The sequence below is a fragment of the Rickettsia sp. MAE-05 genome (genome assembly GCF_057319745.1).
Window position 1 is genome coordinate 145,463 of record NZ_JBLTIO010000003.1, and the last position, 25,237, is coordinate 170,699.

Here is a 25,237-nt window from a genome sequence, read left to right on the forward strand (position 1 = left end):
ATAACAAACTCCTGAGATTGCTTCGTCAATTACTTCGTAATTTCCTCGCAATGACGATTAAGCTTCATATCAATTAAAATACTTACGTTCCGTAATTGTTTCTTCTTTATCATTGTTAGAATCTTCATTCCAAGCTCGTTTTTTACTAGAATCACGTCGCTCAGGTTCTGAATTTTCCTTAGCATTATTAGCATTATTTTTTGGCTTTGGATTATTTGAAGATTTATCCTTATCGGCATTTTTAATAGTTAGTTTTGCTTTGCCTTTATTATCAAAGCCTATCAGCTTAACTTTTACTATATCGCCTTGTTTTAAAACACTGCTAACCGTTTCTATTCTTTCTTCTGAAATTTCACTAATATGAACAAAGCCGTCTTTATTACCTAAATAATTAATAAAAGCACCGGAATCTAACACTTTCATTACCGTACCGTTAAATATTTCACCGATTTCAGGTTCAACGGCAATAGCTTTAATTTTATCTAAAGCGACTTTTAGCTTATCTCTATCTGAAGCATAAACAGAAACCGTACCGTCATCGCTTATATCTATTTTAGCACCGCTAGTCTCACAAATTTCCTTTATTACTTTACCGCCAGGTCCTATAATATCTCTAATTTTATCCTTATCTATTTTTATAGTAGTAGTAGAAGGAGCATTTTTACTTAGTTCGCTATTTGGTTTATTAATAACTTTATTCATTTGCTCAAGTATATGCAAACGACCGAGTCGTGCTTGTTCTAAAGCTACTTTCATTATTTTAAAATCTACTCCGGATATTTTGATATCCATTTGTAATGCAGTAATCCCTTCGCTAGTTCCTGCAACCTTAAAGTCCATATCACCGAAATAATCTTCATCTCCAAGAATGTCGGATAATACCGCAAATTTTTTGCCTTCCTTAACAAGCCCCATAGCAATACCCGCAACCGGTGCTTTTATCGGTACGCCGGCATACATTAAAGCAAGAGAACTACCGCAAACGGTTGCCATTGAAGAAGAACCGTTAGACTCCGTAGTTTCAGCAACTACTCTAATAGAATAAGGAAATTGTACTTTATTAGGTAATATTGGATTAATAGCACGCCATGCGAGTTTACCGTGTCCGACTTCACGACGACTAGGTGCTTTCATCGGCATTGCTTCATTTACAGAGTAGGGCGGAAAGATATAATTAAGCATAAAACGCTCTTTATACTCACCCTCTAAACTGTCAACTATCTGCTCATCTAAACTAGTACCGAATGTAGTGCTAACTAAGCTTTGCGTTTCGCCTCTAGTAAATAAAGCTGAACCGTGTGCGGAAGGTAATAAACCTATTTCACAAGCAATTTGTCTTATATCCGTGGTACTTCTTCCATCTATACGTCTATTTTTTTCTAAAATCTCGTTACGTAATATATCTGATTCAATAGATTTTAAAGCCGATTCGATTTGATAATTACTATATTTTTTATTTTCTATATCGCTTACAAAATGTGTAAGAACTTTTTCAGGTATTAAATCTAAATTAGTACTACGTTCCTGTTTAGATTTAATCGCAAAAGCTTGTTCGATTTCTTTTATAAATAACTTCTCAATTTCTTTCTTTAATGAGGCAGGATATAAATCTTGCATTTCAAGCTTTGGTTTTTTAGCTTCTTCTGCTAGTTCTTTAATTATCTTTATTACCGGCTGGAAGCTTTCAAATCCAAATTTTACGGCTTCTAACATTTGTTCTTCAGCGAGTAAATGAGCTTCCGATTCAACCATCATTACTGAATCTGATGTTCCTGCAACTACTAAATCAAGCTGACTTGTTTTTAATAATTCAAGTGTCGGATTTAAAACAAATTCACCATTGATTAAACCTACTTTACTTGCAGCAACTATTTCTAGATAAGGAGCAGGGGATAGGCTAAGGGCAGCCGATGCACCAATAATTGCAAGTATATCTACCGGAGTTTCAGGATCATATGAAAGAACAGTACAAGTTACATGAGTTTCATTAACAAAAGCCGGATGAAATAACGGTCTAATCGGTCTATCTATTAAACGAGATACTAAAACTTCTCTATCTGATGCTTTTCCCTCACGTTTAAAAAATCCTCCGGGGATTTTACCGGCAGCATATGCCATTTCTCTATAATTAATAGTTAAAGGAAAAAAGCCAATACCTTCTTTTGCTTTTTTAGCTACTACTGCTGTACATAATAAAACGGAATTACCCATTTTTACCGTAACTGCTCCGTCAGCTTGCCTTGCTATCTTACCTGTACTAAGCTCAAGAACTTTCCCGTTCCATGTAACACTCTTAGTTATTTCGTTAAACATCTATTTATCTCATTTCATAATTTATATTTTTTGTATTCTATCCTGTCATTGCAAGTGACACCTGCGTAGATACCAAACGTCATTGCGAGGAGCGAAGCGACGCGGCAATCTCAGGATATTCGACGAGATTGCCACGCAGCCTATGGCTGCTCGCAATGACGACTCAGGTACTCACAATGACAAGTACACTACTTAATCTTTCTAATTCCTAGCTTACTTATTAAATCTAAATATTCGCTAATATTATTCTTTTTAATATAGTTAAGTAATCTACGACGGCGTCCGACTAAAATTAATAATCCACGTCTTGAAGTATGATCTTTATGGTTAGATTTAAAATGCTCGGTTAAATTGTTGATTCTTTCAGTTAAGATAGCACATTGCACCGCACTTGAACCAGTATCATTTTCCGTTATAGCATATTCTTTAATTAATTGTTGTTTACGTTCTGTAGTAATCGACATCGATAATTTCTCCTTAAATTGTTATAATAAATTAAATACTCGTAAAGAATTAAAGCAACTCTTGTTTAAGCTACCTATTGCAAGCAGAGTGCCTTTATAGCGAACCCATAAAAGACTAACAGACATCTTCCCAAACTCTACTTCTAGAGGTAATTTGGAAAGACGTCTAAAGTCTTCTTCATAATCAAATTGGCATTTCTGCCCATATCTGATTTTTTGAGCTTGGCTGTCAGTTGCATCAAGAACCAGGATGTCGTCCAGTATTGCTTCTATCTTTATACTTTTTTCCTCTAGGAAATTTTTGGTAATTTCGTCAGGTGACTTAATTCGGATAGCATTTTCTTCTTTAAATATTCCAACCTGCGTACGGCGTAATTCTATCACAAATCCTAAACTTTGCAAGGACAATGCCAAATCTTCTGCTAAAGTCCTTATATAAGTACCTTTTGAGCATTCCGTATAGTATGTAGCGGTAGCATTTTTCTCATCAAAATTTAAACATTTTAAATTATAAATAGTTATATTTCTTGGCTTTAATTCTACTTCTTTCCCCTCTCTAGCCAATTTATAAGCTCTTACACCGTTAACTTTAAGAGCAGAAAAAGCCGGCGGTATTTGTGTTACGTTACCGATAAATTTAGAACATACGTTATAAGCCTCTTCTTGAGAAGGGATATAATCTTTCGTTGCTATTACGGTGCCGGCATAATCGCCGCTATCGGTTTTCGTTCCGAATTTTACAGTAAAAATATAGGTTTTTCTAGCATCAATTAGCAGTTGTATTAGCTTTGTAGCTTCACCTACGGCAAGTGGTAGTATCCCTTCTGCTTCAACATCTAAAGTACCGGCATGTCCTATCTTAACTTCTTTACCGAGTATTTTTTTTACCATGCTAACCAGTTTAGCAGAACTTATACCTCTTGGTTTATAAATATTTAACCAATAACTATTCATTAATATATTCCCATAAAATGAAGGGTTGATAAGTTGAAACTTTTTCGTCATTGCGAGAAGACATTGTCGCGTGGATCAATTTCACCTCTGTTACCCCGTGGCTTGACCACGGGATCCAGTTAAAATACTAAAATTATTAGTATTTGTTTATTATTTTTATGGACCCCGTGGTCAAGCCACGGGGTGACACCGTGGATTTTACCAGTCCACGCAACAATGCCTTGCGAGGAAATTACGAAGTAATTGACGAAGCAATCCAGTAAAAAAATGCTAATTTTAGCATTTTTTATTAATTTTTCTGGATTGCCACATGAACTAAAGTTCGCTCGCAATGACGATATCAACTCTTTTTAGTTAATACCTCAAATTAAACGAGTATATCCTTGACTTAAGTTTAGAAAATCTTTAATATATAATTCTAGCCAATAGCAAGATATAGGTTAGACCAAATAATGACGATTAACTCCAGTAATATAGAAAATCCTCCCTCTAAAATCAATAGCCGTTTTTCCAAACTTACCGATTATATCTGGCCTATAAAACGCCACGAAGTTTCTAAATTTTTATTCATCACCTTATTAATGTTCTGTATTTTATTTATCCAAAATCTAATCAGAGCTTTAAAAGATAGTATTGTTACTACTATGATAGGTGCCGAGACTATCTCATTTTTGAAGTTTTGGGGAGTGATGCCGTCAGCTTTCTTAATGACTGCTATCTATGTAAAGCTTGTTAATAGGATGAAAGCTGAGAATATATTTTATCTTATTATATCAATTTTTTTGGCATTCTTTGCACTATTTGCTTATGTTATTTTTCCAAATCATGAAATACTGCATTTAAGCCCTGTAACCGTTCAAAATTTAACTGCAAATTTACCTAATTTAAAATGGTTTATATTGCTTTTATCAAAATGGAGTTTTTCGCTATTTTATATAATTGCTGAATTATGGCCAAACGTAGTTTTTGCATTACTTTTTTGGCAGTTTGTTAATAACATTACTACAGTGGAAGAATCTAAAAGATTTTATCCGTTATTCGGTTTACTTAGTCAAACAGGTATTTATTTAGCAGGGCAGTTTTTAGAAAATCTAAGTAATATTAATGATTATGTAACTAATAAATTTGCATTGCAATCGTCTTTTCATACACTTTCTATACAAATTATTCTAACTATAGTACTAATTTTAGGCATAATAGCTATTAAAACTTTTTGGCTGCTTAATCATAAAGTACTAGATAAAGAGCATATGGCGTTACTCAAATTTAAAGCAAAGAAAAAATCTATGACTATTGCCGAAAGTTTTCAGATGATTCTATCGTCAAGACATATTAGATTAATTGCAACTTTACTTATCTGCTATGGCATTGCCATTAATTTAGTAGAAGGTCCTTGGAAAGCAGCAGCTACTAAAATTTATAAAACTCCAACCGAATATGCAGCTTTTATAGGAAGTTATTTGAGCTACACCGGAGTATTTACTATTTTATTTGTCGCACTTGGTTCAAATATAGTTAGAAGACTTGGCTGGTTTACGGCGGCTGTTATCACACCTTTAATAGTGTTTATTACCGGTATATTATTTTTTGCTGTTAATAACTTTGAAGGATTTGCCGGCTTAATAATAGCAAATTTTATTCTAACCGATCCTGCTTTAATTGCTATAACAATAGGTGCTATTCAAAATGTGCTTAGTAAATCAAGTAAATATACCTTATTTGATTCAACAAAAGAAATGGCTTATGTTCCTTTAGATCCGGAAATAAAAATAAAAGGTAAAGCTGCTGCCGACGTGATAGGTACAAAACTCGGTAAATCAGGCAGTGCATTTTTACAATCATTAGTATTTATAATATTACCTTCCGCTAGTTATCAATCTATTTCCATCTGTTTAATGATTATATTTATAATTACTTGCTTAACTTGGCTTTGGGCGACTAAAGAACTCAATAAAGAATATAAAAATTCTATTAAATTTTCTCAATAATAATATCAGTTTTTTCTTGATATTACTAAAATCTCTATATACTATCTTTGACAGTATAACACAAACTGTGAATTAATGTGTCATCCCGTGGCTTGACCAGGGGATCCAGAAAACAGTTTAAAATACTAATTAATTCTAGTATTTTAAGCTGGACCCCGTGGTCAAGCCACGGGGTGACAGCGAAAAATTTGTGCTAATTAATTTTTGGTTAAATTAGAGGTTTTATGAGTAAAGATAGTGATAATCCTGGATATGAAAGTGGATATGAGTCAGACACCGAAGAAAAAAAACAAGAGCAAGCTGTTCCTGCTCAACCTATTAGTAGTACTGCAAATAAAGACGGTAACCCAGATATAAGTGAATTTGATCCTTTAAATAGAGAATTTACAGAAGAAGAAAAACAGCAACAAATGAAACAAGAACAAGAACTTTTTTCTCAACCTACACTAGATACAGCTGATGATGGTTTTAGCTTTACTCCTGCATCTTCTACTCAATCTACTCCTTCAATCAGCAGCTTATCGGGCAGTATTTCCTCTGACGGTCAGACATCAGACCCAATAACCGAGGCTATCAGAAAAGAAATTCTAGAGAAGCAGCGTGATATATTAAGAGAATATTTTGCCAATGCAAATCCGGAATTAGCTGAACAAATAGCAAAAGAAGAAGAAGATAGAAAATTCCGTGCTTTTTTGAGTAACCAAGATAATCAGGGATTAATTAATAAGGCTTTTGAAGATTCAGATACGAAAAAGAAGCTAGAAGCAGCAGAAATAGCCGGTTATAAAAATGTTCTCTCAACATATAGTGCCGCTAATGGATATCAGGGTGGATTTAAGCCGGTACAGTGGGAAAACCAAATAAGTGCAAGCGATCTTAGAGCCACGGTAGTTAGAAATGATGCAGGCGATGAACTCTGTACCTTAAATGAAACAACTGTTAAAACTAAGCCTTTTACTGTAGCTAAACAAGACGGTACTCAGGTTCAAATTAGTTCATATAGAGAAATAGATTTTCCTATAAAACTTGATAAAGCCGATGGGTCAATGCACTTATCGATGGTAGCATTAAAAGCTGATGGCACAAAGCCCTCTAAAGATAAAGCAGTATATTTCACTGCTCACTACGAAGAAGGACCAAACGGTAAACCTCAACTTAAAGAAATAAGCTCACCGAAACCTTTAAAATTTGCCGGAGACGGACCGGATGCGGTAGCTTATATTGAGCATGGCGGAGAAATTTATACACTTGCGGTAACACGCGGTAAATATAAAGAAATGATGAAAGAGGTAGAACTAAACCAAGGGCAGAGCGTTGATTTATCACAAACTATAGCTGAAGATTTAACAAAGGTACAAGGTCGATCTCAGGAAACACCGCAACCAATAATAACTCCGAATCAAGAATTAAAATCATCTATTGAAACGCCTACTACTACACAAGTACCGCCAATTACTCCTGCCAACCAACCACTGCAACCTGAGACTTCACAAATGCCACAGCCGCAACAAGTGAATCCAAACCTCCTTAATGCAGCTACGGCTTTATCAACCAGTATGCAAGATTTATTAAATTATGTAAATGCAGGTTTAACAAAAGAAAAAGACGGTAATAAACAAATTGATTTAATTAACGAAGCAGCCACGGCAATTCTTAATAATGAGAAAAGTGATATTGCTGAAAAGCAGGCTAATATCATTGCTTTAACTGAAAATACGGTCAATAATAACGACCTCACATCGGATACAAAAGTAGCTGGAGTAAATGCGGTATTAGAAACCATAAAAAATGATCAGAATACTCCAGACCTAGAAAAATCAAAAATGCTTGAAGCTACAGTAGCTATAGCTTTAAATTCAGAGAATCTTGAACCGAAGCAAAAACAGCAGATGTTAGAAAAGGCAGTAGATGTCGGTTTAAGTCTTAAAGATGATGCAAGTAGAGCTACGGCAATTGACGGTATTACGGATGCTGTAATAAAAAGTAACCTTTCTACTGAAGATAAAGGTACAATGCTTATAGCAGTAGGTGATAAGGTTAATGCCTCTGAATTAAGCAATGCGGAAAAACAAAAATTATTAGGTTCTGTATTAAAGAAAGGTGTAGAAGCCCAAATTCTCAGTCCGGAACAACAACAATTGATGCAGCAGAATTTAGATAAGATTACAGCAGAACAAACTAAAAATGCTCAAATAACAGAGGTACAAGGTATTTTAGCTAACCCTGCATTTAATACTATCGCTAAAACTGAGGCAATACAAAATGTTACTACAAAGGTTTTAGATAGTCCGATTAAAGCAGAAATAAAAGGTGAAACGCTCGAAAGTATTACTAAGGTAGTTGCTGAGAGTCCTTTGAACGGTCAAGATAAAGCAGACATTGTTAAAGGTATGGGAGAAGCTATAGCTAGTCATAAAACTATGGCACCTACAGAAAAAATTTCTGCTATAGAATCCGTAGAAAAAGGAGTAGCCGAAAGTATAACAGATTTGGAAGATAAAAAGTTAATGACTAAAGGGTTAGTAGAGGGTATTTATGAAAGCAAAGCAAATCCTGAAATGACTAAAGCTGTTTCTAGAGGGATTGATAAGAGTACTGCTATACCGGAAGATAAACAACCTCTTAAAGATGCAGCGAGCGAGGCAGCTTTAGATAGAGAAACTCAAAATTTAACTGAAGGGTTAAAAGGACAGAATTTAGAAGAACCTAAGCCTCGTGATGATATATATAACAAAGCTCAAGATGTAGCGGATGCATTAAAAAATGTTATTACGCCTGTTTTAGATGCTCATCCTGAAAAACGTGAAGTCTCAGAAGAAGAAGTTGTGAAAAAAACTTCCAGTATATTAAATGATATCTCTAAGCTTGCAATTGAGAAAGTCAATAATTTTCGTGCTATGCTCTCTCCAGATGGCAATCTTAAAACTCTTGAAGAAAAAAAAGCTGAATCAACAAAAAAAGTAGATGAGCTGGTAAAGGAATTTGGTACTAAATCTTCTACTGAAGAACAGCAAAGTTTTATTAAAGCTAATTTAATTGATGATAAAACTTTATCTAAAGAGATACGTTTACAAACTATAGATAAGTTATTACAAGAACAAGCACAAAAACGAGCAGAAGCAATTGAAAACCCTAATGTTAAAACGGAAGATGTAAGGGTAGTATCAGGACAGTCTAAATTAAAACCTATAAGTAAAGATGAGCCGGATATTGAAAAAGCTAAAATGGTAGTAGGAAGAGATAAAGTTAATATCAAAGATAATATAAAAATTATGGGAGCATTAATGAATGCAAGAGATAGCATTATTCAGTCGGAAAATTTAAATAAATCAACACCTATTAAAAGAGAGTCTTCCTTTCCGCCACGCTAATCAAGATTTGTATGCTGTATGTTATAAAGGCAAGCAATGTCATTCCTAGCTAAAAGCGGGAATCTAGTAAAACATATAAAAACTAAGTTTTTATATGTTTATGTTATCAAATATGTAACTTCTGTATCTATATTAAAGTTATTTTTCCGGATTCCCGCTTCCGCCGGGAATGAATAAATGATATCAAAACATAATCAGGAGATCAGCGTGCCTTTATGCGTTAGTTTTTAGCTTATCTTTTCCGGCTAAACATTTTACTAGATTATTAACGGCTTGTTGTTCTTCCGTGCTATTAATTTTCATAAAATTTCTTGAAACTTCAATGCACATACGTTGATGTTGAGTATGTACAGGCTGCGGTTTATTAGCTTCTTCTAAACCTTCAAAGAAATAATCAATATTCCTATCTAAAGCTTCTGCGATTAGTACTAGCCTTCCTACAGAAATTCTATTAATCGCTTTTTCGTATTTTTGTAATTGTTGATGAGTAACATCAATTACTTCAGCAAGTTGTTGACGAGACAACCCCTTAGCTAGTCTTAAAGAATAAATTTTCTTACCGATAAAACTATCGATTTTTTGTATAATATCGTTTTTTCTACCCATTATCTTCTCCTTGGTTACTAATTATGTCTATATTTAAAAATTTTCTTTGAACAAAAATGATATTATCCTATATTATTATAAAACATGTGGTTATTAATAATTTTATATCATTAAACTTATCCAATTGTAAGTAGAAATAATACCATAAATTAATATTATAAGCAACTATAAAATAACATTTTTTAAGTTTTTTGTAATCATTTGGTAAATAATTATTAAAGAATCGTGCAAAATTATTTCTTATCAAATAAAAATATCATAAGAGCTTTAAAATTATTTTAAAGATAAAATATGAATATCTTATGTTTTAAAAACTTATTTACTGAGGTATAAATTACAATTTATAAAAAAATAAAATTTTGGTGTATTATAGAAATAATATAAAACTAATGCAAGGGAAAATTTCATTTCTATATCAATATTTCAAATCAAAGATAAAATATAGTTTCATTTTAATTATAAATTAATTATTTACAGCGAACTTATTTAAGGTTAAATATAAAATTAATAATAACAACTAAAGCTTATAATGAGAAAAATTTTTAATTGTCTTTACGTAGCCTTATTTAGAACAATAGAAGATGATGGCGTTGAACATTCGGGATATATGTCATTCATGATACTTTTATCTATTTTCCCTTTCCTAGTATTCTTATTAGCTTTAACAAGCTTTTTAGGAGCTTCAGAACTTGGTCAAAATTTTATACAAATTTTTCTAGAGAGTCTTCCGGAACAAGCAACGGAATCAATAGAAAAGAGAATACGAGAATTACTAAGTGCTCCTCCTCAAAGTTTAATGAATCTTGCCATAGTAGGCAGTATTTGGACCGCTTCTTCTTTTGTAGAATGTTTAAGGACTATTTTAAATCGTGTATATCAAATAAAATCTCCTCCCCCTTATATAAGAAGAAGATTACTTAGTATTATACAGTTTCTTATAATTAGTGCCTTGATTACCTTTACTATGTTTCTCTTAGTGGTAATTCCAATATTATTTACAAAATTCCGATAATATTAGAGACTATTGAAAAATATAAGATCATTTTAAATTTTATAAGATATTCTTTAATTTTAATTTTATTATTTTTAGGTGCCTCATCTTTGTATTATATATTACCTAATGTAAAACTAAATTTTATTGATGTATTTCCAGGGGCTTTATTAACTGTGATATTATGGGTAATAAGCGGCTATTTGCTTTCAACATATATAGTCTATTATAATCAACTAAATCTAATGTATGGTTCCCTTGGTAGTATAATAGTTACATTAATATTCTTCTATATTATAAATATGATATTTATCTATGGTGCGGAATTTAATTATCTAATGAAAAATTATGAAAATATAGAGTGAAGTGCGGCTTAAAGCACTTCATAAGTATTTAGTTTTACAAAAATAAAATAATTAATTGAAACAATTTCGGCAGTTTTATATTTAAAACTTTATATCAATCTTTATTTTAGTTGTAAAAAAACAATTATTTTTTAGTTTTTAGGTTTTGTGAACAAAATACAATTTATTTAAAAAAGTCCGGTTTAAATAACATAAAGCTCTCCTGAGATGATGTCGGTAATGGAGTTAAATTATATTGTGGATCGAAAGCGTTCCCGTAAATCTTTTCTATTTTTTGGAGCGAACTTGGAGATTTTAAAGCCAACAATATTGACTTTAAAATAGTAAAAATTGCTATATATGGATCGGTTTCGGGAGAAGATAAGCGATGTTCTAAACGTTTTGGAAAAGAATTTGGAGTTCGTACGGCTACGCTTCTATTATTTCCACCGTATGATATATGCGTAGGAGCCATAAATTTTTTATTTATCCGTGAATAATCTAGAGTAGTCGGCATAAAAGCAAGCAGGGTGTCTAACATATAGTGACATAACCCTTGTGCTGCTAAAATTATATAATAATCGTTGAACTCGGAATTAAAATTAATATGAAAATGCATACTATTACCATAATCATCCAAAAACGGCTTAGGAGAAAAATCTATATAACCGTTTAACTGCTGTGCCATTTTTTTAAAATAGTTTTAACCTCTAATATATTTTTTATATATTGTATTAGGTTTACAGAAGGAGGAAGATCTATTTCAAATTGATTATTGCCTTTTTCTTTTTTTATTTTAGAAATTTTAAATCTAGCTAAGTATTTTCTTGAAAGTATTTCAAATTTAGCTATATCAATATTGTGACTTAAATAAAACTCTATTTCTACGCCGATAATAGGAATTAGGTTATAGTCTTGGTGAAATTGTGCTATTATTTTTTCCAGTTGTTTATTTTTTTGTAAACGATTGGATAAAGTATTAATAAAACTATTATAATTAATATGGGGTATTTTCATGGAAGGATTAATAAACGAATCAGTTTATTATAAAATTTTTGATAAAACATTCAATAACTCTAGTCATAGATATATAAAAAAATAACTCTATAAATGAAACAGAAATAGTTGAAAACAAAAAATCTATTACTACTTATTTTAAAGCACAAGATATTTTAATTTTAAACCAAGTACATAGCAATCAAATTGTTAATGCTGATGAGTCCATAATAGCAGTACCTGAAGCAGATGGAAGCATTACAACTAAAAAAATTTAGTATTAGCGGTACAATCGGCAGATTGTGTACCGGTATTACTTGCAAGCGGCGATGGTAAAATAATCGGAGCGGACATGCAGGTTGGAAAGGAAGTATAAATAATATTATTAGTAATATAGTTACTAAAATGATAGAAAAAGGAGCAAAGAATTTAATAGCAATTATAGGTCCTGCTATAGCTCAAAGTTCATATGAGGTTGATGATGAATATTATAAAGCTTTCTTAAGTAAAGATATTAACAATAAACAGTTTTTTATAAACTCGATAAAAGAAAATCATTATATGTTTGATTTACCGGCTTTTGTAGAGTTAAAACTTAAAGAAGCCGGTGTTAAAGATATAAAAAATATCGGTGAAGATACTTACACAAATCCGTTAAAATACCCAAGTAAAAGACGCTCATATCATTTGCAAGAACCTTATAATCAGAATATATTATCAGCTATCGTAATTAAATAACAGTATTGTTAAATAAGGCTACGTCATTGCGAGCGACTAAAAGGAGCACGGCAATCTCAGGACTTTGGCACGAGATTGCTTAGTCAAAGCTTGCAGTTTTTCCTCGCAGGTCATGCTATTGCAGTTACGCCTATTAAAAAGCTATACGTTCAATAAGAGTACCAATAACCTTATCATGAATATCCAATGACTTGGAAAAGCAGATTGTCTTACGTGCAAGCCTCTTGCATCTCGTTCTAAGGTTCAAGTTACTTCGTTCTATCCGTTGAGTGTATTTTTTACTGATAATATGCTTTTTTAGGGTCTAATAACCTAGCATAACTCCCCCATCCATCTGTATAGTAAAAAGTCACCTTGAAATTCTCTAGTTTTTTCAGTAATGATTCTAATGTGCTATCACATCTTGTACCAAACGTATAAGCAACTACTTTTAACGAAATCTTATCCAAGGCATACCAAAGCCATCGTTGTCTGGATTTATTCTGTACATAAGACCATTGTTCATCTATCTCAGGAGCAATAATTACTTTTGTTGTACTGATAGAATGATTTATTGTTTTTAATACTAGATTTTTTTAAAACACGGATAACTGTATTGATACCCGCTTTTAATACTCTTACTGTATCTCTAACTCCAGAGCCGTTGATTGACATTTCTACTATTTGCTCCTTAACTCCAGGCTTAGATGCATTATTAATATACTCCAATTGAAAATATCGATTACACCGCTTGCATTGATATCTCTGTTGTTTTGAAATTGAATATCCTGACTTTATTACTTCTTCTGTGTTGTTACAATATCTACACTTAACATCTATTTTTGCCATAACTCCTTAACTATAATTCTCTCTTATTACTGTTTGAGGATTATAGACTATTTACTCTAAACTGCAATACGGAGGCACGACCATTTAATTTTCCGCACGCAGAGCCTAAAGTTTTTGACATTTGAATTTAAAATATGTTATAATTAACTAGTTAATTATATGAAAAACGCAATTACAGCCTTTGATGCTAAAACACATTTTTCTAAGTTATTAGACCGTGCTAGTAAAGGCGAAGAAATTTTAATTACTAAAAGAGGTAAAGCTGCTGCAAAAATTGGTCGTGCCTCCGTATTGCAGTTTAGAGTAAATAGTCTATAATCCTCAAACAGTAATAAGAGAGAATTATAGTTAAGGAGTTATGGCAAAAATAGATGTTAAGTGTAGATATTGTAACAACACAGAAGAAGTAATAAAGTCAGGATATTCAATTTCAAAACAACAGAGATATCAATGCAAGCGGTGTAATCGATATTTTCAATTGGAGTATATTAATAATGCATCTAAGCCTGGAGTTAAGGAGCAAATAGTAGAAATGTCAATCAACGGCTCTGGAGTTAGAGATACAGTAAGAGTATTAAAAGTGGGTATCAATACAGTTATCCGTGTTTTAAAAAATCTAGTATTAAAAACAATAAATCATTCTATCAGTACAACAAAAGTAATTATTGCTCCTGAGATAGATGAACAATGGTCTTATGTACAGAATAAATCCAGACAACGATGGCTTTGGTATGCCTTGGATAAGATTTCGTTAAAAGTAGTTGCTTATACGTTTGGTACAAGATGTGATAGCACATTACGGTACTCTTATTGAACGTATAGCTTTTTAATAGGCGTAACTGCAATATGGAGGCATGACCATCTAGCTATTTAGAGTTAGCATTACGCTGTGGGTTACCAATAGCAACCCTTGATAAATCTTTAAAACAAGCAAGTAAAGCTGCCGGGATAGTAGTGTTGTGATTACATCTTTACAAGTCGTAGCCAAGCTTCCCAATCACGTTTGCCTAAATCTTCTTCAAATGATAATAAGTCTTTTACTGTCTGGGTACATATTTCTATGGAAGGAATTATAAGCTCTTGTTCTTTTGTAGAATTTAGCAAACATTGTGTTTTACAAGCTTGTTCTAAATGGTAAGTATAAAACATAGCTTCATGAATAGTTTTGCCGCAGGTAATAGCACCGTGATTACGAAGTAACATCACGTAATTTTGCTTAAGGTCATTAACGAGCCTACTACTTTGCTTGTCAGCATCTAGCACTAGAGAATTATAATCGTGATATGATATTCTGTCGTAAAAATGTAATGCCCATTGACTGAGAGGTAAAAGCCCGCATTTTAAAGCAGAAATTGCTATACTTGCGGGAGTATGATAATGAAAAACGGCAGAAATATCAGGGCGGGCTTTATAAATACTACCATGAATAAAGTAACCGGTTTTATTATATTGATATTCTTCCCCTTCTAAAATTTTTCCATCTAAACTAACTTTTAAAAGATTCTCTGTAGTTACTTCTTCAAACCTTAGTCCAAAAGGATAAATATAGTAAAAATCGGCATTTTTAGGTCTTGCGGATAGATGCGTGTAAGTATGATCATCCAGCGATAAATATGCCATTATTCGGTAAGCGGCAGCTAAATTATATTTTATATTCATTATTATTAAAATCTATATTGAAAAGTCGTCATTGCGAGGAGTTGCGTTAGCAACGACGCGGCAATCTCATGAAATAATGATAAGCTTCTGAGATTGCTTCGTCGAATTACTTTGTAATTCTTCTCGCAATGACGGTGTTCGGGTATCCACGCAATTCGGCTCTATTTAAAAGGAGCATATACCGATTCTCCTTCTGTTTCTATCATCGCTTCTTTAGGGGTTTTTATACATTCTTGTAAATATTTTTTATCTAAATACGGTGCTAGATTATAATTTAATATATAACATTGTAAATTATCTTTCTTACCGCTAAAATTAAATTCAATTTTATTGCCTTGCTCTAATAGCTTTTTAATCTCTGTCGTTTGCTGGATAAAATTCTTTTGTTCTAAGCTTAAATGTTTGATTCTTAATATATTTTTTACTACGGAAAACGTAGAAACAGCAAGAAGCAAAAAGAATATAAATAATTCTTTATTACTTTGCTTATTTAAGAAAATACTATTTTTAACATATGAAGCTGCAATCATTCCGATAGCTATAACATAACATCCTAGATATCTAAGTAACGATGCTCCTCTAATTGCCTCTTCATAACTAAAGTTAAAGAAATATAAATATAACCGCCACAAGGCAAAAATTATAAAACAAGCAAAAATACTTATCAGAAAAAATTTATATTCTTTCAGCAAATCTGGTTTATATTTACGAATTCCGTACCATGCAGCTATACAAATAGTATATACAACTAAACTTCCTTCTTTTACTAAGAATAACAAGAGAAATTTACCGTAATTTAGTAATAATGCTCTATGCTGTTCATTAAAATTTTCAACAATATATATTAAATTGCTAAAACTATGTTCGCCTCTGTCAAAAAAATCATGAATATTTTTAAAATAACTCATCCAAATAAAATTACACAAAATTGGTAAGGTAAGTAGTATCAGATATACAATATAATCACTTGATTTTTTAGGTTTCTTATAGAAAATTGTATAATGAGCTATAAGAATTATCGAAGCAAAACTAGCAAACCATGTTCCAATTTCTCGAAAAAGTGCAAGCAATATCGTAATAGGTAAAATAAGCAATAATGCTTTTTTCTTGTCTTCCTCAAGTATATAAATCGTAAAAATAGCTCCGAACATCAAGCCGATAGTACTATCATTATATATTGAGCGAATTCCGGTCGTATATAATACTACGCTGCAAAGTAAAAGTGAAAACAACATTCCGGTTTGCCACAATTTCTTATTTGCGGCTAAAGGAGCTAGAAATGCTAAATGTAATAAGAAATGAGCAAATAATACGTTACCGTCCGAATAACCTGAAAATGAAAGCATAAAATAGTGATAAACGGCAGCACCTCTTGGATAATGGGCATGAGTAGTAATAATGGAAGTTAACGAAGACTGATTCTCAAAAACACCGAAATATAACAATTCTTTAGTAAATATCCCCCAGTGCGAGAAATCATCATAAGCATGCAGCGATGCCTCTCTTGTATAAAGAAAAAATAAAAGAATCAATAAAGTAAATACGATGATTTCAATTATATTTTTTCTAGATTCCCGCTTTTGCGGGAATGACATAAAAGGCGAGGATGACATGAAGGGGGAAGATAACATGAAAGAGGTGAATGACCTGAGAGCTAAAAATATACCGATGAAATAACTTACATATGTTGCAGCCGGTAATAGCTTTAACATAGCAAAACAATATAAAATCGTTACTAATATGCTGATTGTTATGGGAATAGTGAAAGTAAATTTTGTTTTGAAATATTTGGCAAAAAAAGACGAAAAACCAAAAATGCTTAATATCGGTATTATGATCATATTAATTTGTAAATAATTTTTTGGTCATTGCGAGGAGCTATAAAACCCACTATGTCACCCCGTGGCTTGACCACGGGGTCCATAAAAACACTAAAAAATACTAATAAATTTAGTATTTTTAACTGGATCCCGTGGTCAAGCCACGGGATGACATAGGTGAAATTGATCCACGCAGGCAACGCCTTTATCACCCATGTTTAATTTTAGCTTGTGCTGCGGCAATTCTTGCTATAGGAATACGGTATGGAGAGCAAGAAATATAGTTTAAATTCATTTTATGAAAAAATTCTATAGATGCAGGGTTTCCTGCATGTTCTCCACAAGCACCTAACTTTAAATTAGGATTACTACTTTTTCCTCGTTTTATAGCAAGTTCAATTAATTCTCCCACTCCTTCTTCATCGAGAGTAGTAAACGGATCGGATTCAAAAATCTTTTCTTCTAAGTAATATGGGAGGAAAGATGCAATATCATCTCTAGAAATTCCATATGTAGTTTGGGTTAAATCATTAGTCCCAAAACTAAAATAGTCAACTTCCTTAGCTATTTTCTTACTGCCGAGTGCTGCCCTTGGTAGTTCTATCATAGTACCAAGTGTAAAAGAAAATTTATATCTATAACGTTGCTCTAATTCCTCTATTACCTCATAAATATCCATTTTAAGCTTTTTTATTTCACCTACATTGCTAATTAAAGGAATCATTAGTTCTAAATTACATTCTATATATTCTTTTTTATGTAGCTCAAAAATAGCCGTAAAAATTGCTTCAATTTGCATTTGGTAAATTTCCGGTGAACATATACCAAGTCTACATCCACGGTGACCAAGCATAGGATTTACTTCGTGCATAGCATGAAGACGTTGATTAATCATGGATAACGGTAGATTTAAGCTATTTGCCAAATTCTTTTTATCTTCTTCAGTAGTAGGTAAAAACTCATGTAGCGGCGGATCAAGTAATCTAATATTTACCGGTTTGTCTTTCATTACTCTAAATAAAGCTTTAAAATCCTCAGTTTGCAGAGGTAATAATTTCTGCACAGCAAGCTTTCTACGTTCTATATCAGGAGCAATAATCATTTCCCTTACTAAAGGAATTTTATTTTTATCAAAAAACATATGTTCGCTACGACACAAACCTATACCTTGAGCCCCAAATTTTATAGATACTAAAGCATCGTTAACTGTTTCGGCATTTGCACGAACTTTTAAGCTACTAATCTCGTCTGCCCAATCTAAAATTAATTTTGATTCCTCACTGAAAGTAGGTTGAATTAACGGCATTTCACCTAAGAAGATTTTGCCGCTACCTCCGTCAATCGTTATAATATCACCTTGTTTAATAACTATATCGCCTGCTGTTAATATTTGCTTTTTCTCATCTATAGATAAATTACTTGTACCGCAAACACAAGGCTTCCCCATACCTCTTGCCACAACTGCGGCATGTGAAGTCATTCCCCCTCTAATAGTTAAAATACCTGAAGAAACATGCATTCCGTTAATATCCTCAGGACTAGTATCATGGCGTACTAAAATTACTTTATGATGATGAGATAATTTTTCGGCATCATAAGGTGAGAATACCGCAATACCTGTTGCAGCCCCAGGAGAAGCAGGTAACCCTTCGGCAATAGAAGTAAGCCCCTTACTGTAATCAATTCTTGTATGTAATAATTGATTTAATGATTCCGGATCGATTCGCATTAAGGCTTGTTCTTTAGAAATAAGCTTTTCTTCTACCATTTGTACGGCAATATTAATAGCAGCGATGGCTGTTCTTTTTGCGGTACGTGTTTGTAAGATATATAGCTTATTATTTTCTATAGTAAATTCTATATCCTGCATATCTAAGTAATGTTCTTCAAGCTTTTTCGCAATTTGTGATAATTCCTTAAACACTTTCGGCATCATTGCTTGCATAGAATTTGAATCATTTGCAATAATAGGCATAGGTGTCCTAGTTCCCGATACTATGTCTTCACCTTGAGCATTTATTAAAAACTCTCCAAAGAGCTTTTTTTCTCCTGTAGAAGGTGATCTAGTAAAAGCAACTCCCGTAGCTGAAGTTTTACCTAAATTACCGAAAACCATTGCTTGGATATTAATAGCCGTACCGAAACCTTCCGAAATATTATTGATTTTTCTATATATAACCGCTCTATTACTCATCCAAGAATGTAGCACCGCTTTAATTGCCGATTCTAACTGTTCATAAGGATCATTAATTAGTTGCTTAGTATACTTAATATGCAACCGTTTGAAATCCTCAATAATTTTTTCTAATAATTCTACGGTAATATCGCTATCTTTATGAATATCGGCTTGAATCTTGTGCTTTTCGTAAATTTGTTCAAATAGATCACTAGGTATAGATAATACCGTTGAACCATACATTTCTAGAAATCTTTTGTAACTATCAAGAGCAAATCGTTTATCACCACAGGAATCCGCAAGAGCATTGCACACTTCGTTATTCATTCCAAGATTAAGGATAGTATCCATCATTCCAGGCATTGAAACCGTAGAACCCGAACGCACCGATAATAATAGGGGATTGCTTGTGCTGCCAAAAATTTTACCGGTAATTATTTCAAGTTCGGTGATAGCTTTTTTTAAGTCGTTTTGAAAATTTTTAGGAAAGTTATTATTGTGGGTGTAAAAGTAATTACATAGCTCTGTAGTTATTGTAAAACCATCAGGAATAGGTAGTTTTAGATTAGACATTTCAGCAAGACCGGCACCTTTATTACCAAGTACATTCTTCATGCTAGCGTTTCCGTCACTACCATTACTGCCAAAATAATAAATTAATTTTTTCATATCATATATCAAAATTTGCTAACAATTTATGTGTTTAGAAGCATTAAATACATATTTATACAGTATGAAAAAAATAGTAGCAATGTTAAATTAAAAATATCTTTAATAAAATAGTTGAAATTTTAAATTTGTTAATAAATTTGTTATTATACTTATTAATTTAATTATATTCTGTGTACAAAAGTCAAATTTTCAAAAAAATCTTATTAATTTTTGCTAAAAAATATCTCAAAATAGCAAATCAATTAGAAACTTTCACAGAACTTAATAAGTTAATTGAACTTTTTCTAAATGTTATTGACTAACTTAAGAAAATTGATCATAATTCTAAACGGTCGTGCAGTTGCGTGATGATATAATCACGAGGAAAGTCCGGACTCTATAGAGGTATGGTGCCGGTTAACATCCGGCAGAGTATTATTACTTTAGGGAAAGTACCACAGAAAATATACCGCCGAATATGAATACGAAGTTCTATCTTAGTATATTCGGTAAGGGTGAAAAGGTACGGTAAGAGCGTACCGGTAAGTTGGTAACAAATTACGCATGGTAAACCCCACCAAGAGCAAGATCAAATAGGCGTTACAGAACTTATCAAGTTCCCGGGTTATCTCTAGCCGGCTTGTAATGCGGGTAGATCGCTTGAGGTAAACGGTAACGTTTATCCTAGATAAATAACTGCAATGAATTTATATTCATACAGAATCCGGCTTATAGACCTTATTGTTATCCCGTGGCTTGGCTGCTGTGGTCCGTATGGCTCAAAAAGCATTCTATGTCATTTCCGCGTGGGATTGCCTGCGTGGATACCGATGTCATTCCTGCGAAAGTAGGAATCCAGCATAAAGCGAGATAAATCGAGCTTTTAATTTTAAAAATTTGCTGTATTTATACCTTTTTCTGGATTTCCGTTTTTAGCTAGGAATGACAAAAGAGCATTTACCGATCCATGCAACAATGCCACGCGGGAATGACATAAATGTGTTATGCAACAACCTCTGTCAAACCATTAGATGACCTAGAACTTACTATGACACAAATTTAATGAAAAAGTTATATCATTATCCTATTTGTCCTCTTTCAAGACAAGCCCGTGTCTTCTTAAAAGAATTAGATATAGAATTTACTACGATTAAAGAAGATTATTGGCAATTCAATAAAGATTTCTTAAAAATAAATCCTGCCGGAACATTGCCTATTTTAGAAGAATCATACGGCTTATTTGTGGTAGGTATTTATCCTTTTGTTGAATATCTTAATAGCAAATATCCGAATTTTAATTTTTTAGATGAAGATATTGATATTTGTTGCGAAATTAGACGATTATTCTTTTGGTTTAACGATAAATTTTATCGTGAAGTTACTAAGATTATTATCGATGAAAAAGTTATAAGATCAATTGCTAAAATGAGCAGCCCAAGAACCGAATTTTTACGTGCTGCAAAAAATAATTTGAATTATCATTTGGAATATATAACTTCTTTACTGGAAAAAAGAAGTTATCTTGTATCGGATTCACTAACTATTGCCGATATTGCCGCAAGCTGTCACTTATCGGTACTCGATTATTTCGGTGAGATTTATTGGGATAAATGGACGCTTATCAAACATTGGTATTCACTAATTAAATCAAGACCGGCTTTTAGGTTATTATTACAAGATAGAATCCCTGGCTTTACCCCTCCTAGCTATTATACGGATTTAGATTTTTGAATAGACTTCTTCATAAACTCTACTTCTAGAGGTAATTTGTGCGTCAATCCGCTGCTCGCATCCTCACGTACTTCTATGTACGCTGCGGTGCTGTGCTGCGTGTTTCCTACAAATTCCTCTCTATAAGCGAGTTTATGAAGAAGTCTAATATATAATTTAATAATTTGATTCTTTCCGTATCATGAGCTTTTAGTATTTTACGAATATTATTAAGAGATTGATTTTTTATGAGTGCAGGCTCATATTCAAGATGAACTCCACTTAAAATAGCTATCCCGTCACCGCAAGTACATTTTATTATTGCAGGTTTATTATCTTCATAACTTGCTATTATTTCAGTATCTTTAGTATTTTCTGCATCAACAAAATATCCACCACCATTATAAAAAGCATAACAATCCTTAATATTTAAATTAAGTGTTGGATTTATTTTTAGGTAAGCGGCTCTTGCTCCTTTATTTGAATTATAGTAGTAAGGAGCAAGCAATGGTCCTCTAACCGTTCCATTGAAAATCTTTAATTCTCTTTCACCTATAACCTCTATATTTGTTCCTTTAGCAAATTCTAAATAATTGCCGCTATAATAACTACCGGCACATATTCCAAGAAAATTACCGCCATTTTTTAAATAATTTTTTATATTATCATTTCCTTTGCCTTGCAATTTTTGTACATAGTATAAATCTCTTCCACCGAGTAAAATAAGTAATAAGGTGTTTTGAACCCACTTTCCGCCTATAATGTCTTGTGCAGTAATATAATCTACCTCATACTTTGGAGCATAAAGTTTTAAGTTATGCACGCAATGCTTAATACTTTCTTTTGAAACTCCTAAATCATTATAAATTTTTATTTTCATTTTTATATTATTGACAAGAACATTATATAATTCTATTTAGTGTAATTACTTAAAAATAAATTATGAGGTAATTTTATGCAACTTAATTCAATCTCACTACCGTTAACCAAAAGGCAAGCAATAGAAATAGTTTTAGGAGTGGCATTACTTACTATTTGTTCACAAATATTAATACCGTTTAAGCCTGTTCCCATAACATTACAAACTGTTGCAGTACTATTTATCGGGCTTACTTATAATAGGGTCAGCGGTACTTTAGCAGTATTATCTTTTGTAACGCTAGGAGCTGCAGGTGTGCCGATATTTGGTAAATTTTCTAGCGGTTTACCAATATTATTAGGTACTACCGGTGGATATTTAGCAGGTTTCATAGTTGCCGTATATATTATGGCTAGCTTAAAAGATAAAATTTTTATTTCTAATAAATGGTTAAATCAGATATCTTTATGTTTGATCGGTAATATAATTATTATGAGTTTAGGCTGGTTATGGTTATCCAAATTTTTAGGATTAAAAGAAGCATTTTATAGTGGTGTACTATTTTTTATAATACCCGGAATAATTAAATCGGGCTTATTAATCGGACTTATCAATGTAGTAAAACCAAAAACTCGATGAACTTCAAAATTTGACTGTAGTGAAATACAAGTATAGTGTAGATTATAATATAATATGTTATAATCTATATTATCAATATTGTTGTGCAGGTATAAAATGACAAAAAACACTCCAACTAGTATATACTTAGAAACCAATTTAAGTGAAAAAATTACATTGATAGCTGCAGAATTACATTGTCGTCCAAACGATTTAATTAATGAAGCTGTACGTTTATTTGTCGAGGGACAGGAACGTATTAAACAATTAAAAGCAGAAGATGTTAAACGGCAATCTTTGTTATCTAGGGAACAAAAAAAATTAGAAGAAGAATGGGAAAAAAATCAAGATTACACAGATTGGATTTAATAAATGGACAAAATAGAAATTAAAAAAGGTGACATTGTAGTTTGTGTATTAAGTGGAGATTACGGCAAGCCTCGTCCTGCTGTTGTTATTCAATCTAACTCGTTAAATAAAACTCTTGCCAGCATATTAGTTTGTCCTATAACAACCTATTTAATAAATACTGCAATTTATCGTCTGCTATTGACTCCTACAGAGTTAAATGGTCTTAAATCACAATCTTGTATTATGGTTGATAAAATTAATGCTATATCAATTGATAAAATCGATACAAAAATTGGCAAACTATCCTTTGACGAAATAATAGAATTGAATAAAGCCTTAAAATATTGCCAAGATTTGGATTAATCGCTAAAAAATATTTCTTTAAAATCTTTTTCTATCCTAAGCGTCTATAGTTTTGTATAACTCTATATATTCATGAAAAAAATCAATAACAATGCTAATGCCGCATTTTCCGGTGCCGACCTGGAAAAATAATATTAAATATGATCTTGAAAATATAGCAAGACTTTTAAAAGCCTTAGGTAACCCTCATTTAAGGCTTCCTCCCGTCATACATATAGCAGGTACAAACGGTAAAGGTTCAAGCAGTGCTATACTTAAAAGCATCTTTACGCTTGCCGGTTATAAGGTACATTGCTATACATCTCCTCATTTATTAGAATTTAATGAACGAATCGTAGTAGCAGGTGAGAAAATCTTGGATAATGAATTATGGCAGGTTTGTGAGGAGGTTAGAGTAGCAAGCGAAAAATTTAATATCGAACCTAGCTTTTTTGAAGGTACTACAGCTGCTGCGTTTCTAGCATTTGCAGAAACAAAAGCCGATATATTAATTTTAGAGACGGGACTAGGCGGTCGGTTAGACGCAACAAATATAATCAAGCAGCCTCTAATTACCTTAATTACACCTATTTCATATGATCATATGAATATGCTGGGTAATACACTCCCCTTAATAGCAGCTGAGAAAGCCGGTATTATGAAGCCTTGCGTTCCTTGCATTATAAGTATGCAGACTTTAGAAGTTTATGAAACATTATTTGCAAAAGCCGAAGAGCTAGATGTACCCACATTTTGCTACGAATATGATTTTGGTATTAAAAAGACGGACAACGGATTTATTTATTCATCACGAAATTTTAGTTATGAGTTTCCGACTCCTTCGCTACTCGGTGATCATCAATTAATAAATGCTGCAAGCGTTATTGCTTTAATAAGTTTGATAAATAAACAATTTAATATCAGCAACGAAATTATCTCTAAAGGACTGCAAAATACTATTTGGCGGGCTAGAATCGAAAAAATAGAACCGAAAAAATATTCTAAATTAATAGGTGATAATGTTCAAATTTGGGTTGACGCAGCTCATAATAATAGCGGAGCTCAAGTTTTGGCAAACTGGATTCGTGATAATTTAAAATCACCGATATATTTAATACTCGGTATGACTAAAAATAGGAATATCGAGGAGTTTTGCTCCTACTTTAAGGGTTTGACAATTAAAGGTTACGGTGTTAAAGTTTTATCCGAACCACTAAGCCATAGTGCAGAAACAATAAATTTGGAAGGCAGAAAGAGTGGAATTGATTTTAGCGAAAGCGACTCCCTCGAAGAAGCGATTAGTAATATAAAGAAGATAAACGGCGATAATAAAGCAAATATTATAATAACCGGATCGCTTTATTTAGCTTCCGATTTTTATAAGTTGCTGCGTTAAACGTCATTGCGAGGAAATTTACAATAGTAAATTGACGAAGCAATCTCGGGAGAATTCCTGAG

17 protein-coding genes, 1 other RNA gene and 8 pseudogenes are annotated in these 25,237 nt (G+C 32.5%); 15 read left to right on the top strand and 11 right to left on the bottom strand.

Annotated elements, in window-relative coordinates; translation table 11 throughout:
* Positions 1 to 69 precede the first annotated feature (69 nt).
* The 3 genes from pnp to truB all read right to left on the bottom strand — a co-directional run bounded on the left by pnp (position 70) and on the right by truB (position 3,731).
* On the bottom strand, positions 70 to 2,313 hold the full coding sequence (pnp, locus tag ACNFN7_RS06840) for a polyribonucleotide nucleotidyltransferase (RefSeq protein WP_485441364.1): 2,244 nt from the start codon (positions 2,311 to 2,313) through the stop codon (positions 70 to 72).
* A 188-nt stretch (positions 2,314 to 2,501) separates the two neighbouring features.
* On the bottom strand, positions 2,502 to 2,777 hold the full coding sequence (gene rpsO / locus ACNFN7_RS06845) for a 30S ribosomal protein S15 (protein ID WP_485441365.1): 276 nt from the start codon (positions 2,775 to 2,777) through the stop codon (positions 2,502 to 2,504).
* Between the two features lie 21 nt (positions 2,778 to 2,798).
* On the bottom strand, positions 2,799 to 3,731 hold the full coding sequence (truB, locus tag ACNFN7_RS06850; RefSeq protein WP_485441366.1) for a tRNA pseudouridine(55) synthase TruB: 933 nt from the start codon (positions 3,729 to 3,731) through the stop codon (positions 2,799 to 2,801).
* A gap of 452 nt (positions 3,732 to 4,183) precedes the next feature.
* Between truB and tlc4 the strand changes: the two genes are divergently transcribed.
* Positions 4,184 to 5,719 (top strand): NTP/NDP exchange transporter Tlc4, encoded by a 1,536-nt coding sequence (gene tlc4, locus ACNFN7_RS06855; protein WP_485441367.1) that lies wholly within the window; start codon positions 4,184 to 4,186, stop codon positions 5,717 to 5,719.
* Positions 5,720 to 5,943: 224 nt separating this feature from the next.
* Entirely contained in the window at positions 5,944 to 9,090 is a 3,147-nt protein-coding gene (locus ACNFN7_RS06860) for a Sca4 family spreading effector (RefSeq protein ID WP_485441368.1), read from the top strand.
* A gap of 213 nt (positions 9,091 to 9,303) precedes the next feature.
* On the opposite strand, the gene ACNFN7_RS06865 is transcribed toward ACNFN7_RS06860, so the two are convergent.
* Complete coding sequence (locus ACNFN7_RS06865; RefSeq protein ID WP_485441369.1) at positions 9,304 to 9,696, bottom strand: helix-turn-helix domain-containing protein; 393 nt, start codon at positions 9,694 to 9,696, stop codon at positions 9,304 to 9,306.
* A 529-nt stretch (positions 9,697 to 10,225) separates the two neighbouring features.
* Between ACNFN7_RS06865 and ACNFN7_RS06870 the strand changes: the two are divergent.
* A pseudogene (locus ACNFN7_RS06870) lies at positions 10,226 to 11,052 on the top strand (YihY/virulence factor BrkB family protein).
* A 163-nt stretch (positions 11,053 to 11,215) separates the two neighbouring features.
* Here ACNFN7_RS06870 and ACNFN7_RS06875 read toward each other — a convergent pair.
* Positions 11,216 to 12,048 (bottom strand): annotated as a pseudogene (locus ACNFN7_RS06875) (type I glutamate--ammonia ligase).
* Here ACNFN7_RS06875 and pgeF point away from each other — a divergent pair.
* Positions 12,047 to 12,765 (top strand): annotated as a pseudogene (gene pgeF, locus ACNFN7_RS06880) (peptidoglycan editing factor PgeF). The pseudogenes ACNFN7_RS06875 and pgeF sit on opposite strands and share 2 nt — an antisense overlap.
* Before the next feature lie 133 nt (positions 12,766 to 12,898).
* Here the strand turns inward: pgeF and ACNFN7_RS06885 are convergent.
* A pseudogene (locus tag ACNFN7_RS06885) lies at positions 12,899 to 13,593 on the bottom strand (IS1 family transposase).
* A gap of 159 nt (positions 13,594 to 13,752) precedes the next feature.
* Here ACNFN7_RS06885 and ACNFN7_RS06890 point away from each other — a divergent pair.
* The 3 genes and pseudogenes from ACNFN7_RS06890 to ACNFN7_RS06900 all read left to right on the top strand — a co-directional run.
* A pseudogene (locus tag ACNFN7_RS06890) lies at positions 13,753 to 13,869 on the top strand (type II toxin-antitoxin system Phd/YefM family antitoxin); the annotation flags it as partial.
* Between the two features lie 82 nt (positions 13,870 to 13,951).
* On the top strand, positions 13,952 to 14,407 hold the full coding sequence (locus ACNFN7_RS06895; RefSeq protein WP_485441370.1) for an IS1 family transposase: 456 nt from the start codon (positions 13,952 to 13,954) through the stop codon (positions 14,405 to 14,407).
* Positions 14,408 to 14,454: 47 nt separating this feature from the next.
* Positions 14,455 to 14,556, top strand: a pseudogene (locus tag ACNFN7_RS06900) (type II toxin-antitoxin system VapC family toxin); the annotation flags it as partial.
* On the opposite strand, the gene ACNFN7_RS06905 reads toward ACNFN7_RS06900, so the two are convergent.
* Positions 14,557 to 15,252, bottom strand: a complete 696-nt coding sequence (locus tag ACNFN7_RS06905) for a class II aldolase/adducin family protein (RefSeq protein WP_485441371.1) — start codon at positions 15,250 to 15,252, stop codon at positions 14,557 to 14,559.
* Positions 15,253 to 15,413: 161 nt separating this feature from the next.
* Entirely contained in the window at positions 15,414 to 16,964 is a 1,551-nt protein-coding gene (locus ACNFN7_RS06910) for a hypothetical protein (protein WP_485441372.1), read from the bottom strand.
* Between the two features lie 28 nt (positions 16,965 to 16,992).
* On the opposite strand from ACNFN7_RS06910, the gene ACNFN7_RS06915 reads away from it, so the two are divergent.
* Together ACNFN7_RS06915 and ACNFN7_RS06920 are read left to right on the top strand one after the other, a co-directional pair.
* A complete protein-coding gene (locus ACNFN7_RS06915) occupies positions 16,993 to 17,109 on the top strand; it encodes a pyruvate phosphate dikinase (protein WP_485441373.1) in 117 nt (38 codons plus the stop codon).
* A 23-nt stretch (positions 17,110 to 17,132) separates the two neighbouring features.
* Positions 17,133 to 17,246, top strand: a pseudogene (locus ACNFN7_RS06920) (proline/betaine transporter); the annotation flags it as partial.
* 34 nt (positions 17,247 to 17,280) lie between these two features.
* Here ACNFN7_RS06920 and ppdK read toward each other — a convergent pair.
* Positions 17,281 to 19,917 (bottom strand): pyruvate, phosphate dikinase, encoded by a 2,637-nt coding sequence (ppdK, locus tag ACNFN7_RS06925; protein ID WP_485441374.1) that lies wholly within the window; start codon positions 19,915 to 19,917, stop codon positions 17,281 to 17,283.
* Between the two features lie 327 nt (positions 19,918 to 20,244).
* Between ppdK and rnpB the strand changes: the two genes are divergently transcribed.
* An RNA gene (gene rnpB / locus ACNFN7_RS06930) (RNase P RNA component class A) lies at positions 20,245 to 20,647 on the top strand.
* A 314-nt stretch (positions 20,648 to 20,961) separates the two neighbouring features.
* Positions 20,962 to 21,630, top strand: a complete 669-nt coding sequence (locus ACNFN7_RS06935; protein ID WP_011271066.1) for a glutathione S-transferase family protein — start codon at positions 20,962 to 20,964, stop codon at positions 21,628 to 21,630.
* On the opposite strand, the pseudogene ACNFN7_RS06940 reads toward ACNFN7_RS06935, so the two are convergent.
* Together ACNFN7_RS06940 and ACNFN7_RS06945 are read right to left on the bottom strand one after the other, a co-directional pair.
* Positions 21,618 to 21,794 (bottom strand): annotated as a pseudogene (locus tag ACNFN7_RS06940) (palindromic element RPE1 domain-containing protein); the annotation flags it as partial. The gene ACNFN7_RS06935 and the pseudogene ACNFN7_RS06940 overlap by 13 nt on opposite strands.
* Positions 21,737 to 22,489, bottom strand: a complete 753-nt coding sequence (locus ACNFN7_RS06945; RefSeq protein WP_485441375.1) for a BPL-N domain-containing protein — start codon at positions 22,487 to 22,489, stop codon at positions 21,737 to 21,739. The gene ACNFN7_RS06945 and the pseudogene ACNFN7_RS06940, both read right to left, overlap by 58 nt.
* 75 nt (positions 22,490 to 22,564) lie before the next feature.
* On the opposite strand from ACNFN7_RS06945, the gene ACNFN7_RS06950 reads away from it, so the two are divergent.
* The 4 genes from ACNFN7_RS06950 to ACNFN7_RS06965 all read left to right on the top strand — a co-directional run bounded on the left by ACNFN7_RS06950 (position 22,565) and on the right by ACNFN7_RS06965 (position 25,175).
* Complete coding sequence (locus ACNFN7_RS06950; RefSeq protein ID WP_485441376.1) at positions 22,565 to 23,107, top strand: biotin transporter BioY; 543 nt, start codon at positions 22,565 to 22,567, stop codon at positions 23,105 to 23,107.
* A 96-nt stretch (positions 23,108 to 23,203) separates the two neighbouring features.
* Positions 23,204 to 23,455 carry a hypothetical protein gene (locus tag ACNFN7_RS06955; protein WP_041077973.1) on the top strand — a complete coding sequence of 84 codons (252 nt, stop codon included), beginning with the start codon at positions 23,204 to 23,206 and terminating at the stop codon, positions 23,453 to 23,455.
* A gap of 3 nt (positions 23,456 to 23,458) precedes the next feature.
* Positions 23,459 to 23,800, top strand: coding sequence for a type II toxin-antitoxin system PemK/MazF family toxin (locus ACNFN7_RS06960; RefSeq protein WP_041077975.1), 342 nt, complete (start codon positions 23,459 to 23,461; stop codon positions 23,798 to 23,800).
* Positions 23,801 to 23,891: 91 nt separating this feature from the next.
* Positions 23,892 to 25,175 carry a folylpolyglutamate synthase/dihydrofolate synthase family protein gene (locus tag ACNFN7_RS06965; RefSeq protein ID WP_485441377.1) on the top strand — a complete coding sequence of 428 codons (1,284 nt, stop codon included), beginning with the start codon at positions 23,892 to 23,894 and terminating at the stop codon, positions 25,173 to 25,175.
* Positions 25,176 to 25,237: the final 62 nt, after the last annotated feature.

Excerpts from the sequence above, each read along its gene's own strand:
- truB (WP_485441366.1), bottom strand. The coding sequence starts at position 3,731 with ATGAATAGTTATTGGTTAAATATTTATAAACCAAGAGGTATAAGTTCT.
- ACNFN7_RS06915 (WP_485441373.1), top strand. The coding sequence starts at position 16,993 with ATGCTGATTGTTATGGGAATAGTGAAAGTAAATTTTGTTTTGAAATAT.
- ACNFN7_RS06895 (WP_485441370.1), top strand. The coding sequence starts at position 13,952 with ATGGCAAAAATAGATGTTAAGTGTAGATATTGTAACAACACAGAAGAA.
- ACNFN7_RS06860 (WP_485441368.1), top strand. The coding sequence starts at position 5,944 with ATGAGTAAAGATAGTGATAATCCTGGATATGAAAGTGGATATGAGTCA.
- rpsO (WP_485441365.1), bottom strand. The coding sequence starts at position 2,777 with ATGTCGATTACTACAGAACGTAAACAACAATTAATTAAAGAATATGCT.
- pnp (WP_485441364.1), bottom strand. The coding sequence starts at position 2,313 with ATGTTTAACGAAATAACTAAGAGTGTTACATGGAACGGGAAAGTTCTT.
- ppdK (WP_485441374.1), bottom strand. The coding sequence starts at position 19,917 with ATGAAAAAATTAATTTATTATTTTGGCAGTAATGGTAGTGACGGAAAC.
- ACNFN7_RS06905 (WP_485441371.1), bottom strand. The coding sequence starts at position 15,252 with ATGAATATAAAATATAATTTAGCTGCCGCTTACCGAATAATGGCATAT.
- ACNFN7_RS06960 (WP_041077975.1), top strand. The coding sequence starts at position 23,459 with ATGGACAAAATAGAAATTAAAAAAGGTGACATTGTAGTTTGTGTATTA.
- ACNFN7_RS06950 (WP_485441376.1), top strand. The coding sequence starts at position 22,565 with ATGCAACTTAATTCAATCTCACTACCGTTAACCAAAAGGCAAGCAATA.
- ACNFN7_RS06935 (WP_011271066.1), top strand. The coding sequence starts at position 20,962 with ATGAAAAAGTTATATCATTATCCTATTTGTCCTCTTTCAAGACAAGCC.
- ACNFN7_RS06945 (WP_485441375.1), bottom strand. The coding sequence starts at position 22,489 with ATGAAAATAAAAATTTATAATGATTTAGGAGTTTCAAAAGAAAGTATT.
- tlc4 (WP_485441367.1), top strand. The coding sequence starts at position 4,184 with ATGACGATTAACTCCAGTAATATAGAAAATCCTCCCTCTAAAATCAAT.
- ACNFN7_RS06910 (WP_485441372.1), bottom strand. The coding sequence starts at position 16,964 with ATGTTAAAGCTATTACCGGCTGCAACATATGTAAGTTATTTCATCGGT.
- ACNFN7_RS06955 (WP_041077973.1), top strand. The coding sequence starts at position 23,204 with ATGACAAAAAACACTCCAACTAGTATATACTTAGAAACCAATTTAAGT.
- ACNFN7_RS06865 (WP_485441369.1), bottom strand. The coding sequence starts at position 9,696 with ATGGGTAGAAAAAACGATATTATACAAAAAATCGATAGTTTTATCGGT.
- ACNFN7_RS06965 (WP_485441377.1), top strand. The coding sequence starts at position 23,892 with ATGCTAATGCCGCATTTTCCGGTGCCGACCTGGAAAAATAATATTAAA.